The sequence below is a fragment of the Bacillus sp. 3103sda1 genome, assembly GCF_024159135.1.
GTDB classification, from domain to species: Bacteria; Bacillota; Bacilli; order Bacillales; family Bacillaceae_G; genus Bacillus_A; species Bacillus_A rhizoplanae.
This window is the reverse complement of sequence record NZ_JAMYWS010000001.1, coordinates 4,564,642-4,579,892: the sequence shown is the minus strand read 5'-3', so window position 1 is coordinate 4,579,892 and position 15,251 is coordinate 4,564,642. Positions and strand designations below refer to the sequence as shown.

General features: G+C 41.6%; 14 protein-coding genes. All 14 read left to right on the top strand.

The features are described 5' to 3' along the window. Positions 1-3: 3 nt before the first annotated feature. A complete protein-coding gene (nuoD, locus tag NKR74_RS22965; protein WP_098307148.1) occupies positions 4-1,104 on the top strand; it encodes an NADH-quinone oxidoreductase subunit NuoD in 1,101 nt (366 codons plus the stop codon). Beyond that, on the top strand, positions 1,104-2,105 hold the full coding sequence (nuoH, locus tag NKR74_RS22960) for an NADH-quinone oxidoreductase subunit NuoH (protein WP_253631208.1): 1,002 nt from the start codon (positions 1,104-1,106) through the stop codon (positions 2,103-2,105). The genes nuoD and nuoH overlap by 1 nt, the downstream gene beginning before the upstream one ends. Positions 2,106-2,128: 23 nt before the next feature. After that, on the top strand, positions 2,129-2,548 hold the full coding sequence (nuoI, locus tag NKR74_RS22955; RefSeq protein WP_098307150.1) for an NADH-quinone oxidoreductase subunit NuoI: 420 nt from the start codon (positions 2,129-2,131) through the stop codon (positions 2,546-2,548). After that, entirely contained in the window at positions 2,545-3,069 is a 525-nt protein-coding gene (locus NKR74_RS22950) for an NADH-quinone oxidoreductase subunit J (RefSeq protein ID WP_253630960.1), read from the top strand. Before nuoI ends, NKR74_RS22950 begins: the two co-directional genes overlap by 4 nt. Then, a complete protein-coding gene (gene nuoK, locus NKR74_RS22945) occupies positions 3,062-3,376 on the top strand; it encodes an NADH-quinone oxidoreductase subunit NuoK (RefSeq protein ID WP_098307154.1) in 315 nt (104 codons plus the stop codon). The genes NKR74_RS22950 and nuoK overlap by 8 nt, the downstream gene beginning before the upstream one ends. Positions 3,377-3,404: 28 nt before the next feature. Then, positions 3,405-5,270, top strand: a complete 1,866-nt coding sequence (gene nuoL / locus NKR74_RS22940; RefSeq protein ID WP_253630959.1) for an NADH-quinone oxidoreductase subunit L — start codon at positions 3,405-3,407, stop codon at positions 5,268-5,270. After that, a complete protein-coding gene (locus tag NKR74_RS22935; RefSeq protein WP_253630958.1) occupies positions 5,267-6,769 on the top strand; it encodes an NADH-quinone oxidoreductase subunit M in 1,503 nt (500 codons plus the stop codon). Before nuoL ends, NKR74_RS22935 begins: the two co-directional genes overlap by 4 nt. A 7-nt stretch (positions 6,770-6,776) precedes the next feature. Further along, the gene (gene nuoN, locus NKR74_RS22930; RefSeq protein ID WP_301287871.1) at positions 6,777-8,297 is read left to right on the top strand and encodes an NADH-quinone oxidoreductase subunit NuoN; all 1,521 of its coding nucleotides are present in this window, start codon (positions 6,777-6,779) and stop codon (positions 8,295-8,297) included. A 259-nt stretch (positions 8,298-8,556) separates the two neighbouring features. Then, complete coding sequence (locus NKR74_RS22925) at positions 8,557-8,793, top strand: DUF1146 family protein (RefSeq protein ID WP_098307162.1); 237 nt, start codon at positions 8,557-8,559, stop codon at positions 8,791-8,793. A 70-nt stretch (positions 8,794-8,863) separates the two neighbouring features. Next, positions 8,864-9,562, top strand: coding sequence for a YwmB family TATA-box binding protein (locus tag NKR74_RS22920; RefSeq protein WP_253631207.1), 699 nt, complete (start codon positions 8,864-8,866; stop codon positions 9,560-9,562). A 34-nt stretch (positions 9,563-9,596) separates the two neighbouring features. Beyond that, positions 9,597-10,901 carry a UDP-N-acetylglucosamine 1-carboxyvinyltransferase gene (gene murA, locus NKR74_RS22915; RefSeq protein ID WP_253630956.1) on the top strand — a complete coding sequence of 435 codons (1,305 nt, stop codon included), beginning with the start codon at positions 9,597-9,599 and terminating at the stop codon, positions 10,899-10,901. 211 nt (positions 10,902-11,112) lie between these two features. Continuing rightward, a complete protein-coding gene (gene spoIID, locus NKR74_RS22910; protein WP_253630955.1) occupies positions 11,113-12,135 on the top strand; it encodes a stage II sporulation protein D in 1,023 nt (340 codons plus the stop codon). Positions 12,136-12,346: 211 nt separating this feature from the next. Beyond that, entirely contained in the window at positions 12,347-13,957 is a 1,611-nt protein-coding gene (locus tag NKR74_RS22905) for a long-chain fatty acid--CoA ligase (RefSeq protein WP_253630954.1), read from the top strand. Positions 13,958-14,088: 131 nt separating this feature from the next. Beyond that, positions 14,089-15,096 carry a LytTR family transcriptional regulator DNA-binding domain-containing protein gene (locus NKR74_RS22900; protein WP_253630953.1) on the top strand — a complete coding sequence of 336 codons (1,008 nt, stop codon included), beginning with the start codon at positions 14,089-14,091 and terminating at the stop codon, positions 15,094-15,096. Positions 15,097-15,251: the final 155 nt, after the last annotated feature.

Below are 15,251 nucleotides of genomic sequence, written 5' to 3'. Positions count from 1 at the left end.
AACATGATTCGTACAGAAGAAATGCTTTTAAATGTAGGGCCACAGCATCCGAGTACGCACGGTGTATTTCGGCTCGTTATTAAAATTGACGGAGAAATAATTAAAGAAGCTACGCCTGTCATTGGATATTTGCACCGCGGCACAGAGAAAATTGCGGAAAGCTTGCAGTATACGCAAATTATTCCGTACACGGACCGAATGGATTATTTATCAGCGATGACAAATAACTATGTCATTTGTCACGCGGTTGAGACGATGATGGGGCTGGAAATACCAGAGCGTGCTGAATATTTGCGCGTACTTGCAATGGAACTTGGGCGCGTGGCGAGTCACCTCGTTTGGTGGGGTACAAATTTGCTTGATATCGGAGCGGTGAGTCCGTTCTTATATGCATTTCGTGAACGCGAGATGATTATTAACCTACTGAACGAATTATGCGGAGCACGTTTAACATTTAACTATATGCGTGTTGGCGGGGTGAAGTGGGATGCGCCGGACGGCTGGATTGAAAAAGTACGCGAGTTTGTTCCGTATATGAGGGAGCAGCTAAAGGGATATCACGACCTTGTGAGCGGCAATGAAATTTTCTTAAACCGTGTAAAGGGAGTCGGTATTTATTCGGCAGATGATGCGCTGCAATATTCATTAAGCGGAGCGAACTTGCGCTGCACAGGTGTGAAATGGGATCTTCGTAAAGATGAACCGTACTCGATTTATGACCGTTTTGACTTTGATGTTCCGGTTGGTAAAGTAGGCGACGCTTGGGACCGTTACGTTTGCAGGATGGAGGAAATTGAAGAGTCGCTGAAAATCATTGAGCAAGCGGTAGAGCAGTTTCCAAAAGAAGGAGCTATTTTAGCGAAGGTACCGAAGATTATTAAAGCACCAAAAGGTGAGGCGTTCGTTCGAATTGAATCACCGCGCGGAGAGATTGGCTGTTACATTGCGAGTGATGGAAAGAAAGAGCCGTACCGCTTAAAGTTCCGCCGTCCATCTTTTTATAATCTACAAATCTTACCAAAGATTTTGAAAGGCGAGAATATCGCAAACTTAATTACAATCTTAGGCGGCGTTGATATTGTACTTGGGGAGGTTGATGGATGATGATACAAAACCTCTTAGAGTCACCCGCAAGCTGGACGAATTTTCTTATCTTTTTCGGATTAGCAACGTTGTTATTGTTTGTCGTTCTGGGTTTTGTTACATATGGAATTTTAGCAGAGCGAAAAGTAATGGGATTTATGCAAGGGCGCATAGGACCAAACCAAGTGGGAGGCCGTTTTGGACTCCTGCAAACAGTAGCGGACGTGTTAAAGCTTCTGTTAAAAGAAGATACGATTCCGAAAGCTGCTGATAAACCCCTCTTCATATTAGCACCTGTCATTGCGTTTGCGCCGGCATTTATGGTATTAGCAGTGATTCCGTTTACAGATAAATTGCAGTTTGCTGATATTGGTGTTGGCTTACTGTACTACATTGCAATCTCTGGTATTACAACAATTGGCGTTGTAACTGGGGGCTGGGCGTCTAACAATAAATACTCCTTACTAGGAGGAATGCGCGCCGCAGCGCAAATGATTTCCTATGAAATTCCACTTGTTATGAGCGTAATTGGAATAATTCTTCTAACGGGCAGCTTGAATTTAAATGAAATTGTCGAGGCGCAAAAAGGGGTTTGGTTCATTTTCGTGCAGCCAGTTGGTTTTGTCGTATTCTTAATCGCAGCTGTTGCCGAATTGAACCGGACGCCGTTTGATTTACCAGAAGCTGAATCGGAGCTTGTTTCTGGATACCATACAGAATACTCGGGATTCCGCTGGGCGTTCTTCATGCTTTCTGAGTACGTGTATTTCTTTGGAATGGCATCGCTTATCACGGTACTATTTTTAGGGGGATGGCAGCCAATTCCGTTTCTATCGTTTATTCCAGGTGCCGTTTGGTTCGCGCTGAAATTTAGTGCTGTTGTGTTTCTATTAATTTGGTTCCGCGTGACGTTTCCGCGTATACGAGGCGATCAATTGATGGAGTTTGGCTGGAAGGTACTATTGCCAGTAGCGCTTGCGAATATTTTCTTAGCTGCACTCATAAAAGAATTGTTCTTCTAATCTAAAAAGGGGGTAGGAGTACAATGAAAGGATTATTTAAAGGTTTAAAGTATACACTTAGTAACTTAAGTAAGAAGAAAGTAACGTATGACTATCCAAATCAGCCGCTGCCACTTCCAGATCGCTTTCGCGGTATTCAAAAGTTTTATCCAGAAAAATGTATTGTTTGCAATCAATGCGCAAATATTTGTCCGACAGACTGTATTCAACTAACAGGGAAAAAGCATCCGGATCCAGAGAAGAAAGGGAAGATCATTGATACGTATGATATTAACTTCGAAATTTGTATTCTTTGCGATCTTTGTACAGAAGTTTGCCCGACAGAAGCAATTGTGATGACAAATAACTTTGAGCTAGCGGAATATACACGTGATGATTTATTTAAAAATTTACAGTGGCTGGATGAAAATGATCAAAATGTGAGAAGGGAGAATAAAGCATGAATGGCGAGTTAGTAGCATTTTTAGCATTAGCCCTGCTTGCGATGATGGGCGGTGTACTTATGCTGAACTTAAAGAAAGTGATGCATATGATGCTCGCTCTAGTGTTTACGTTCCTTAGTATTGCTGGGCTTTACTTTATGTTATCAGCAGAGTTTGTCGGGGTTGTCCAAATTTTGATTTACTCCGGTGCGATTACGATCATTATGATTTTTGGCATTATGTTAACGAAGCATAATGATGAGGAAGAAACGCATTTTGGTTGGCGGAAATTGTTTGTCTTTCTTGCAGTTACAGTATTCGGTGCGGTGATGTATTTTGCGGTGAATAACGTAGGTTTTGAGAATCAAAGCGTTCAAGATGGGGTACTACTTCATGAGCAAAATACACTTCAGATTGGAGAATTGTTGTATTCGAAATATATAATACCGTTCGAGTTAACGTCTGTTTTGTTACTTGTTGCTCTTGTTGGCGCAATTGTACTTGCGAAGAAGGATGAGAAAGAGGGGGATTCGCATGAGTAGCATTCCAGCTTCTGCGTACCTGACGCTTGCGATTATACTGTTTTGCATCGGTTTATTTGGAGCATTAACGAAGCGTAATACAGTAATTGTATTGGTTTGTATTGAACTGATGCTGAACGCGGCGAATTTAAATTTAGTTGCCTTTAGCAAATTAGGGATGTTTCCAAATTTAAAGGGACAAATTTTTGCACTGTTTACAATGTCCGTCGCTGCAGCAGAAGCTGCGGTTGGCTTGGCAATTTTAATCGCTTTATACAGAAACCGCGCAACGGTTAATACAGATGAAATGGATTCGTTAAAGCATTAATGTTGTGACCAAAAGGGGGGAGAAACTCATGATGGACTATGCATGGCTAATACCGCTTTTCCCGCTTGTATCTTTCGTTGTACTCTTGATGTTTGGAAAGAAGCTGAAAGAAGGAAGTAGTTGGCTTGGCACCTTTCTCGCTTTTCTTTCATTTGCGGGTGCGGTACTTGTATTAATAGAACGGCTATCGGCAGAAACGGTAAAACAGCAATGGACATGGCTGCAAATTGGAGATGTGAATATTTCCTTCGGCTTTGAAGTAAATGCGTTAAACGCATTGATGCTCTTTATTGTCACACTTGTGAGCTTGCTCGTTCATATGTATTCGAAAGGGTATATGCACGGCGATGAAAGGTTCCATATTTTTTATGCATACTTAGGGTTATTTACGTTTGCGATGCTTGGGCTTGTGATTTCAACTAACTTATTGCAGCTTTATATATTCTGGGAGTTAGTCGGACTCGGTTCCTTCTTGCTAATTGGTTTCTATTTCTTTAAAGAAGAAGCAAAGGCAGCTGCAAAAAAGGCGTTTATTATGACGCGTATTGGGGATGTCGGCTTATTTATCGGGATGATTCTATTATTCTGGCAAGTTGGCAGCTTTGACTACGATGCAATCTTCCAGGCGGTACAAGCTGGAGAGATTTCAGGGACAATGATTACACTAACGGCGATTTTAATCTTTGTTGGCGCAATGGGGAAATCCGGTCAGTTTCCGCTCCATACGTGGCTTCCGGATGCGATGGAGGGTCCAACGCCAGTATCAGCGCTTATCCACGCAGCGACAATGGTTGCAGCTGGGGTATATTTAGTTGCTACCATGTTCCCGCTTTTCTCAGCGAGCGAAGCGGCGATGCAAACTGTTGCCATCGTTGGCGGCGTTACGGCAATTTTTGCGGCATCCATTGGTTTAGTGCAAACAGACATTAAGCGTGTATTAGCGTACTCCACAGTAAGTCAGCTTGGTTATATGATGCTTGCACTTGGTTCAGCAGGGTACGTGGCTGGTGTTTTTCATTTAACGACGCACGCGTTCTTTAAGGCATTATTATTCTTAGCAGCCGGAAGTGTCATTCATGCCGTACATACGCAAAACATCGAAGAAATGGGCGGCTTGTTTAAGAAGATGAAAATAACCGGCTCGTTGTTTTTGATTGGTACGCTTGCAATTAGCGGTGTTCCGCTATTTTCTGGATTCTTTAGTAAGGATGAAATTTTAGCGGCGACGTGGGAGCGCGGCAATTACGGTTTATTCGTCCTTGCGGTGATTGCAGCTTTCTTCACGGCCTTCTATATGTTCCGCCTTTACTTCCTTGTCTTTACGGGAGAAGCGCGCGGGGAACAAAAGAATGTGCATGAATCTCCGGGTGTGATGACAGTGCCGATGATGGTTCTTGGCGTCTTAGCGGTTGTAGCGGGTTATGTGAATACGCCTTGGTTCGGAACATTTCTTGGCGATTGGCTTACAAAAGACGTAGCGTTTCAGGTGAAGCAAGTCCATGGCCCGGCTTGGATCATGATTGTGGCCACGCTCGTTTCATTAGCCGGGATTGTCTTAGCGTATTTGATATATGGAAAACGCACAATTTCCCGTGATTGGATTGGCGGCGAGAGGACCGCAATGTATAGCTTGCTGAAGGAGAAATATTATATTGATGAATTGTATAGCGTAACAGTGCTTCCGCTCGTGAAAGGAACTGCATATGTGTTGCACTTTTTTGAAACGTATGTTGTTGAAGGAATGGCGAAGCTAGTCGCTGGTATTGTAAGAGGTGTGAGCGCGGCCTTATCGAAATTGCAAAACGGGCAAGTACAAATGTACGGCACAGTTACAGCTATTTGTTTAGCTGCATTAGTAATGATTCTGCTATTGACAGGGGGGCATGGACAATGAGTTCCTTTCTATTATCTTTCTTCATTTTCTCCCCGCTGTTAGGTATCATACTGTTGGCATTTATACCGCAGAAAGAGGAGAGAGCGGCGAGGATTATTGGTCTGCTTGGCACATTACTTCCCCTCGGGTCCGCGCTCTTTATTGCGATTACATATGCATCGGGAACAAGCTTAACGATCTTTGCTGAGAAGGTAAAGTGGATTCAATTTGGCCGCTTTCCAGGTATGGAGAACGAATTGTTTACGATTTATTATGAGCTTGGCATTGATGGTTTCTCGCTCGTTATGATGCTTCTGACAGCATTGTTAGCGACGTTGGCAGCTATTACGGCCTTTTCCATTACAAAGCATGTAAAAGGTTTCTATATGTTACTGCTTATGCTTGAAATCGGAATGCTTGGTGTCTTCGCTGCTGAAAATCTGCTGCTGTTCTTCGTTTTCTTTGAAATTACATTGCCAGCTATGTTTTTACTCGTTGGCAAATGGGGCAAATTTAGCAGTGAAAAAGCAGCGTACAGCTATTTAATTTATAACGGCATTGGTTCTGCGATTTTACTCATTGCCTTTTCAATTTTATTTGCAAGGGCAGGTACAACGAATATAGCAGAGCTGCAAGCCGTTTTAGCAGGAAAAGAAATGACAACAGTCGGTGAATTGTCTGATTCGTTGCAGCTTGGGTTATTTCTAGCCATTATGGTGGCATTTATGATTAAGCTTCCGGTCTTTCCGCTTCACCGCTGGATGGTGAACGTCCATGTACAAGCGCACCCGGCAATTGTTATGCTGCATGCGGGTGTTCTCTTAAAGATTGGGGCGTACGGGATTGTCCGCTTTGGAATGGGTCTTTTCCCAGAGCAGTTTGAAAAGTTTGCGGTTGTCTTAGCGGTTTTAGGGGTTATCAATTTACTGTACGGTGCATTATTAGCACTTGTTCAAACAGATTTTCGAAAAGTGCTCGCATATTCAAGTATTTCGCATATGGGAATTGTGCTGATCGGTTTAGCTGCGCTGAACGAGGCAGGGATGAAGGGCGCATTGTTCCAAGTTGTTTCCCACGGTTTAATCGCCGCGCTGTTATTCTTCCTTCTTGGCATCATCGAGCAGCGCTTTGGCACTTCTGACATTACAAAGCTTGGCGGTTTAGCGAAGCAAGTACCAATCCTTAGCGGTTTCTTATTAGCAGGAAGTATGGCTTCGCTCGGACTTCCTGGAATGTCTGGTTTTGTGAGTGAATTTCTAGCGTTTCTTGGCTTGTTTCAAGCGCACCCAATCTTAGCGGCGATCGGAGCAATCGGTATTATTTTAACAGCGGTGTATGTACTCCGGGCAGTTATGCAAGTTACATTCGGACAAAGGGAATGCGAAGCGAAAAGCGATATGCGCGGAGTGGATTATATTCCCGTTGTGATCTTGCTGGCGTGTATTCTAATCATCGGTATCGTGCCAGATGTACTTGGTGAACCGCTTCGTGACACATTACAATCGTTAGGAGGTAGATAGAATGGATATGAAAACATTACTAGGCTTATCGTGGTATTTAATGACGCCGGAATTCATCCTTCTTGGCGGTGCTATCCTTCTATCACTTCTTGATCTGTTCGCGAAACAAACGTTTCATCGCCGGAATTTAGCGTACGGGGCAATTGGAACGGTCATACTTGCACTTGTTGCGCTCGTTACATTGTACGGTGCACCAGCTGGAGAGATTTTAGATGGATCGTTTATATTAGACGGATTTTCCAAAGCATTTAAAACGCTCTTATTGCTGGGCGGTATTCTTGTATTATTCATTGCGATGAGCGACGATGCCAAGCAGCCGATTGAAGATCGAGGAGAATATTATTACTTATTTTTAACGGCGCTTCTTGGTGCGATGGTTATGGCATCTAGCAGCGATCTTATTACGTTGTTCATCGGTCTTGAATTATTATCATTGTCCTCGTACATTTTAGTCGGCATTCGTAAGAACAACAAAGCTTCGAATGAGGCGGCAATGAAGTACGTAATTAACGGCGGTATTTCTACAGCAATCACACTGTTTGGAATGAGTTATTTGTACGGACTGACGGGTTCAACGAATATTTTGGATATGCAGGGCTTGTTTATACAAGGAGTGAGCGGTGATATAGAACTTTTATTGGCACTTGCGTTTATCCTGCTCTTTGTCGGTTTGTCTTTTAAAATTGCGACTGTCCCATTTCATATGTGGGCACCTGACGTGTATGAAGGCGCAGCAACGCCTGTTACAGCGTTGTTAGGAACGGTATCGAAAATTGCTGGATTTGTGATGATTATTCGCATTTTCTTAGTCATTTTCGCAGTAGTTCCTGTTCAAAATGAAACGACATCACTATTAAATAATATGAGCATCTATATTGCGGTTCTTGCTGGTGTAACAATGCTTGTTGGAAATAGCGTTGCCTTAAAGCAATATAGCATAAAACGAATGCTTGCGTACTCAGGGGTGGCGCATGCTGGTTATTTACTTGTACCGTTCGTAGCGTTGTCACCATTTCTGATGGATAGCATGTGGTTTTACATGCTTGCTTATGTACTGATGAATATCGGAGCATTTGCGATTATCCACGGCATAATCTTACAAACGGGACAAGAAAATATATCTGCTTTTGCAGGTTTATATAAACGATCACCATTTGCAGCGGTCATGATGACAATTTTTATGTTGTCGCTTGCTGGTATCCCGGGGACAGCAGGGTTTATCGGAAAGATTAACATCTTTTTAGGAGCCTTTATCGTCCAGCCAGCTCATTACGTGCTCGTATCGATTATGATGGGGACAACGGTAATCTCGTTCGTCTATTATTTCCGCATTTTGCAGCAAATATTTTTCCGCCGTGCAGAAAGTGAAGAGCGTATCGTTCTTCCGGTTAATTTGAAAATAGTTGTGAGCCTGTGCGCAATTGCAACAGTTGTGCTCGGAATATTACCGGCAATCGGTTACAATTTCTTTTATGATTATTTTCCGCTTATGAAGGATTTCTTCTTTGTCGGGAACGTGGTACAATAGTAAAAATTGAAAGTGTAGAGCATGTACTCTACACTTTTTGTTTTGGTTATTTTTTGTTTACTACAAAAGTAGTGAATGGGTTGAACCAATCGGGCTCATGTGGGCAGTTGTCTATAAGAGTAAGATAAAGTGAAACTACGTTTTGGGAACGATTTTTTCGAAAAGGTTAGTTGAACTAATCGAGCTCATACGGACAGTTGTGCACCAAGATATACGAGAGTTACTGCCCGTTAGAGCGGGATAAAGGGGTCGATTTTTTATGGCACAAATTTTAGGGCAACAAGCACTCATTGCGATTGTGTCGCATTTACTGTTTATTACCATTACGTGGTGGACGCTTCAGGGTCTTCATGTAGAACGCCTGATGAAACCAGGAAAAGTATTGCAAACGAGAGTGTTCATGATTCTTGTAACGATTGCCATCGGTGCATCGGTAAGTAACTTTTTCCTTGATTACTTAGGGTATTCAAAGAGCTTAACATACCTTGTAAAGTAAAAAAGTACAACGTATAGAACCATCCTTCTCCGTCAACAATGGGGACTAGGAGGGGATGAACGTGAAAAAGATGCAAGCCATGCTATTGATTGTTGTCAGTGCTGTTATATTTTTAGTCGGATATAGAGAAATGAAACCTGTGAGCGATCAGGAAAAAATGGAAAGTATGATTGCTGCTTTAGAGAAACATGGTGCAGATGTTCAGCATTGGTCTTGGTTAGCGCGGGAAACAAAGACAATTTCAAATATACATACGTTTGAAAAGTTACTTGGTCAAATTAAGCAACGTGCAAATGTAGAAAAATGGGAAATTGAGAAGTCTAGGGACGGTTATAAAGCAACAGCACAAAAAAGTTTTTCTTCTTATGAAGAAAGGCTAGTAGTTACATGGACAATGGAAAATACTAAAGAAAACACTTTCATTATATATGAAGTGAGCGGAGCAAAATGGAATCCTAAATATACGGATAAAATGAATAAAATTTTTAGTACAAAACCAGAAATTTATACTTGTGTTCAAGGTACGCTCAGTGATAAGATTGAAGGTGTTTTGCAAGATAAAGCCAATGAAGTTTTGAAAGATCTTTCAGCAAAAGCGATTGAAAGAGTAGAAGAAAGAGCATTTGTGTCAGTCTCCGCATATAATAAAAAATGGAATGACGCTCTTTCAACAAATAAAGAGAAAATCAATGTGCAAATAGCAATACGTTCTACAAACAACAAGAATACAATTGTGGTTGGCACACCGATCATAACTTCTGAGTATTGAATATATGTGAAAAAAGGACACGGAGGGGAATAACTTGGAAAAGATCATCGTCCGTGGCGGAAAGCGGTTGAGCGGCACAGTGCGCGTAGAGGGCGCAAAAAACGCTGTATTACCTATAATCGCTGCAGCCCTATTAGCGAGTGATGGAAAGAATGTACTATCTGAAGTACCAGAACTATCAGATGTATACACAATTAATGAAGTATTACGTCATTTGAATGCAGAGGTATCTTTTGCAAACAATGAGGTAACAATCGATGCATCAAAAGAACTAAAAATCGAGGCACCATTTGAATATGTACGTAAAATGCGCGCGTCCGTTCTTGTAATGGGACCGCTTTTAGCACGCAATGGTCGTGCACGCATTGCGCTTCCTGGTGGTTGTGCAATCGGTTCACGTCCAATTGACCAACATTTAAAAGGCTTTGAAGCAATGGGAGCAAAAGTAAAAGTTGGTAACGGATTTGTTGAAGCGTATGTAGACGGTAAACTAACAGGTGCAAAAATTTACTTAGATTTCCCGAGCGTAGGGGCAACAGAAAACATTATGTCTGCTGCTGTATTAGCAGAGGGGACAACAGTGCTTGAAAACGCAGCAAAAGAGCCAGAAATCGTAGACTTAGCGAACTTCTTAAATGCAATGGGCGCAAAAGTACGCGGTGCTGGAACTGGCACAATTCGTATTGAAGGTGTCGATAAATTATATGGTGCAAACCATTCAATTATTCCTGACCGTGTTGAAGCAGGGACATTTATGGTTGCAGCAGCAATTACAGGCGGAAACGTGTTAATTGAAAATGCTGTACCAGAACACTTGCGCTCTATTACAGCGAAAATGGAAGAAATGGGCGTTACAATTATTGAGGAAAACGAAGGTGTACGCGTTATTGGCCCAGAGGAGTTAAAAGCGGCTGATATTAAAACGATGCCACACCCAGGATTCCCGACAGATATGCAGTCACAAATGATGGCATTATTATTAAAAGCAAACGGCACAAGCATGATTACAGAAACAGTATTCGAGAACCGTTTCATGCATGTGGAAGAATTCCGCCGTATGAATGCAGATATTAAAATCGAAGGCCGTTCTGTAATTATGAACGGACCAGGTAACCTGCAAGGCGCTGAAGTAGCGGCAACAGATTTACGTGCAGCAGCAGCATTAATCTTAGCTGGTTTAGTATCTGAAGGTCATACGCGCGTAACAGAATTAAAACATCTTGACCGCGGATATGTAAACTTCCACGGCAAGTTAGCTGCATTAGGTGCAGATATTGAACGTGTAACTGAAAGAGTGGAAGAAGTAGCAGAACAACAAGTATCTGATCTTCACGCTTAATAGAGATAGCTTCTATGCTTTGGCATGGAAGCTATTTTTTTATGTACTATTATTGTTATAGTCAGGAAACATAATCTTTATGCCTGTTTCATTAAAAATATTCTAAAAATTTAATCTTGTGCCATGTTAGAAAGAAGAAAAGAACTTGTTCTAAATGCTTGTCTTACTCCATAAGAATGAAATGAGTCTAATTTCATAGTGGAGGAAAGCAATGAAAACTACGAAGCCAATTATGGTCATCGTAACGCTATTAGTAGCGTTAGTGATTATCGTACCAAGCATGCTTGTTTTTCCGTTTACAAAAGCGAAAGAGGAAAAGCATCATACGCCTTCTGCTCCTCCAGCAGCGCAAAATGCGCCAGCTCCTTCTCCTACGAAAACCAATGTGCAAGTATCTGTGTATCGCAGCGAACAAAAGAAGATCGAAACTGTTTCAATTGAAGATTATGTTGCTGGGGTTGTCGCTGCAGAGATGCCAGCAAATTTTGAAATGGAAGCATTAAAAGCACAGGCATTAACAGCGCGTACATTCGTTGTGAAGCGCATGTTAAGCGGGCAAAAGCTTCAGAATAAAGCAGACGTAACAGATACAGTGGAAAATCAAGTGTACAAAAGTAAAGAAGAGCTAAAAGAACAATGGGGAAAAGAGTATGAAGGCAGAATGAATCGTATTGAAGAAGCGGTATCGAAAACAGCCGGGCAAGTTTTAACATACGAGGGAAGTCCAATTACAGCATCATTTTTCTCGACAAGTAATGGCTATACAGAAAATGCCGCAGATTATTGGGGCAGCGACTATCCGTACTTAAAAAGTGTAAATAGTCCGTGGGATCAGCAGTCACCGAAATTTACAAGCGAACAAACCTTTACTGTTGCTGATTTTCAAAAGCGTCTTGGCGTGAAAGTGTTAGCAAACGGTAATGTTGGCAACATTAAAGAACGAACAGAAGGAAAGCGCGTGAAGGAAGTTGAATTTCGAGGGAAAACATTAACGGGAAAAGACGTACGGGACAAGTTAGGTTTACGTTCGTCTGATTTTACGTGGAAGCAGCAAGGCGATCAAATTGTTGTGACAACGAAAGGCTTTGGTCACGGCGTTGGGATGAGCCAATACGGCGCTAATGGAATGGCGAGGGAAGGTAAGGCGTATACAGATATTGTCGCACATTATTATAAAGGCGTGGCAATTTCCGCACTGAATCAGTATGAGGAAAAATTGACGGCGAAGAAGTGAAGGCATAGCGCAGGGCGCTATGCTTTTTTATATGGGTGAGTCGAGGGTGTCTGATTGTGTCGAAGCGCCGATAAACAGCGGCCCCTGATGTATAAGTTCTGTGTCAGCTTTTGTAGAAAAGGAAAGAAATGTTGCTAGTTTTTGCCAGGTGATGTCATGTTATAATACAGTTGTACCTTTAGATATACAATGATAACAGGGGGAATGTAAGATGATGATGGATGTACCACTTCTCATTCCAGCCATGATGGAACGGGCAGAGAAGTACTTTTCAAAAAAGGAAGTTATTTCGCGTACTGCATCGCGTATTCAAACATTAACATACGGAGAGATTGCGAAGCGGACAAGACGACTTGCGAGTGTATTAAGTAAAATGGGGGTTGAGACGGGAGATAAAGTGGGAACAATCGCTTGGAATCATCACCGCCATTTAGAAGCATATTTTGCGATTCCAGGAATCGGAGCTGTATTACATACGATTAACTTACGACTTTCAGAAGACCACATTTCCTACATTATTAACCATGCCGAAGACAAAATTATTCTTGTGGATGAAGATATGGTTCCGGTATTAGAAAGCATTCAATACGAAATTCCTCATGTAAAAGCATTTATTATTATGACAGATGACGACACACTACCTCATACAACACTATCACCAGCATATCACTATGATAAACTTCTCGAAGAAGGCGATGAAACATTTCCATTTGTAACAGATCTAGATGAGAAAGCACCTGCGGGCATGTGCTATACTTCCGCAACGACAGGAAAACCAAAAGGTGTCGTGTATACGCATCGTAGCATTGCACTTCACAGTTACACGCTTGGACTTGTGGACGGCGGTAGTATATCAGAAGGAGATACATGCATGCCAGTCGTTCCAATGTTTCATGTGAATGCGTGGGGACTTCCGTTTGCAAGCACATGGTTCGGTACAAAGCTTGTCTTACCAGGCCCGCACTTTACTCCGAAAATTTTAGCGCAGTTAATCGAACGAGAGAAAGTAACGATTACTGCTGGCGTGCCGACAATTTGGATTGGCTTATTACAAGAGATTGAAAAATATCCATATGATATTAGTAGTGTTCGCAGCATATGGTCAGGCGGATCGGCAGCGCCAAAAGGTATGATTCGCACATATGAAGAAAAATATAATATTTCTTTCAGACAAATCTACGGAATGACAGAAACGAGTCCAGCAGTTTTGATAAACCGTCCGAAGTCGTATCAACACGATTTACCGAAAGAAGAGTATTATGAGTTACGCTCCCGCCAAGGTTGTTTACTCCCAGGTCTTGAAATGAAAGTCATCGGTCAAGATGGTGAAGTAAAATGGGACGGTGAAGAAATGGGAGAACTTTGCCTCCGCGGACCATGGATTGCCGGCAGTTATTATAATGATGAACGCACTGAAGAATCGATGAAAGATGGCTGGCTGCACACAGGCGATATCGTAACAGTAGATTCAGAAGGTTTTGTTAAAATTGCCGATCGCACGAAAGATTTAATTAAAAGCGGCGGTGAATGGATTTCTTCTGTTGATTTAGAAAACGCTTTAATGACACATGAAAAAGTATTAGAGGCATCTGTCGTTGCTGTTCCGCATGAAAAGTGGCAAGAGCGTCCGGTTGCCTGTGTCGTTTTAAAAGAAGGAGAAGTGGTCAGCCAAGAAGAGCTATACGAGCTATTAGAAAATCAATTTCCAAAATGGTGGATGCCAGATGATATTTTATTTGTAGAAGAAATCCCTAAAACATCCGTCGGGAAATTTTTGAAGCGAGCGCTTCGTGATCAGTTGAAGAGTTACATGGTGAAGTAGAAATAATAGAGAGGGCTATCCCTATATGGGATAGCCTATTTTTATCGTAGGAATAGATTGCATAATTATGAAATAAATTCCTATATCATATTTGCTACAATGGAATAAAAAACCAACATAGGGGTGAGAGGATGGCGTTATTAGAGCTAAACCAATTAGCAAAGACAAATGTGTTGCCATCTATTCAGTTAGAAATTGAAAAAGGGCAGTGTGTTGTATTGCAATGCAATAATCATATCGGCAAAACGTTGCACCGGATTATCATGGGAGTGGAAGAGGCATCGACTGGGACTGTGTTATTTGATGGGCAGCCGTTTGGGAAACATTCTTTTTCGCGGATTGGTTTTTGTTTTTTAGCAGATGAAGCATACGAACGATTAACGGTAAAAGATTACTTTATTTTCTTGCGAGGGTTATATGGTAATGGATTATCGGTAGATGAAGTTGTTCAGCTTGTTGGTCTTTTCGATAAAAAAGAAGTAAAGATAAGGGCGTTAACCTTTTCTGAAAAACGTCGTCTTCATATTGGCAGGAGTATTCTACATAATCCGGAGCTTGTTATTTTGGAAGAGCCGGAACAAAACGTAGATATTGAAAGTACAATTATTATTCGAAATGTCATTACAAAGGTAAAAGAACAAGGGAAAGCCATTTTTATAACTTCTGCATTTCTTTCAGATGCCTTATCTTTAACGGAAGATGTGTACGTGCTGCACCAAGATGGTGTGAAAAAAGTTGAAATTGAGCAAGAAGAAAGGATAGAAGCAGAAGAGGAAAAGGTTATCGAAATGATTCCGCAAATGAAACTAGAGCGCATCCTCGCTAAAGTAAACGATAAAATCATTTTACTGGACCCGATGGAAATTCAATTTATTGAAACGCAAAATGGCACAACGCATATTCATGTGCGTGATGGTGATTTTATTTGCGTGCTTACACTAAGTGAATTAGAAGAACGCCTAAAAGGATTCGGATTCTTCCGTTGTCACCGCTCTTACCTCGTGAACTTACAACGTGTACGCGAAGTTATTACGTGGACACGAAACAGTTACAGTTTAATCCTTGATGATGAACGAAAAACCTCTATTCCGCTCTCAAAAGGAAGAATGGATGAATTGAAGGGTGTAATCGGATTGTAAATGTATATTATTGTTCCATTCAATCCTATATTTACTCTAATCGTCTGTATGGCTGTTCCAGCGGACTGAAACTATGCTCCATTCACCGGTAAAAATACTCCTTTTACCGGTATTTTACTGCGTATTCCTTTTATTTTTCATATGATGAAGTCAAT

What these genes read in the sequence shown, in the direction of transcription:
- nuoD (WP_098307148.1), top strand. Translation starts at nt 4, where the DNA reads ATGATTCGTACAGAAGAAATGCTTTTAAATGTAGGGCCACAGCATCCG.
- nuoN (WP_301287871.1), top strand. Translation starts at nt 6,777, where the DNA reads ATGAAAACATTACTAGGCTTATCGTGGTATTTAATGACGCCGGAATTC.
- spoIID (WP_253630955.1), top strand. Translation starts at nt 11,113, where the DNA reads ATGAAAACTACGAAGCCAATTATGGTCATCGTAACGCTATTAGTAGCG.
- NKR74_RS22905 (WP_253630954.1), top strand. Translation starts at nt 12,347, where the DNA reads ATGATGATGGATGTACCACTTCTCATTCCAGCCATGATGGAACGGGCA.
- NKR74_RS22950 (WP_253630960.1), top strand. Translation starts at nt 2,545, where the DNA reads ATGAATGGCGAGTTAGTAGCATTTTTAGCATTAGCCCTGCTTGCGATG.
- NKR74_RS22900 (WP_253630953.1), top strand. Translation starts at nt 14,089, where the DNA reads ATGGCGTTATTAGAGCTAAACCAATTAGCAAAGACAAATGTGTTGCCA.
- NKR74_RS22920 (WP_253631207.1), top strand. Translation starts at nt 8,864, where the DNA reads ATGCAAGCCATGCTATTGATTGTTGTCAGTGCTGTTATATTTTTAGTC.
- nuoL (WP_253630959.1), top strand. Translation starts at nt 3,405, where the DNA reads ATGATGGACTATGCATGGCTAATACCGCTTTTCCCGCTTGTATCTTTC.
- NKR74_RS22935 (WP_253630958.1), top strand. Translation starts at nt 5,267, where the DNA reads ATGAGTTCCTTTCTATTATCTTTCTTCATTTTCTCCCCGCTGTTAGGT.
- nuoI (WP_098307150.1), top strand. Translation starts at nt 2,129, where the DNA reads ATGAAAGGATTATTTAAAGGTTTAAAGTATACACTTAGTAACTTAAGT.
- nuoH (WP_253631208.1), top strand. Translation starts at nt 1,104, where the DNA reads ATGATACAAAACCTCTTAGAGTCACCCGCAAGCTGGACGAATTTTCTT.
- NKR74_RS22925 (WP_098307162.1), top strand. Translation starts at nt 8,557, where the DNA reads ATGGCACAAATTTTAGGGCAACAAGCACTCATTGCGATTGTGTCGCAT.
- nuoK (WP_098307154.1), top strand. Translation starts at nt 3,062, where the DNA reads ATGAGTAGCATTCCAGCTTCTGCGTACCTGACGCTTGCGATTATACTG.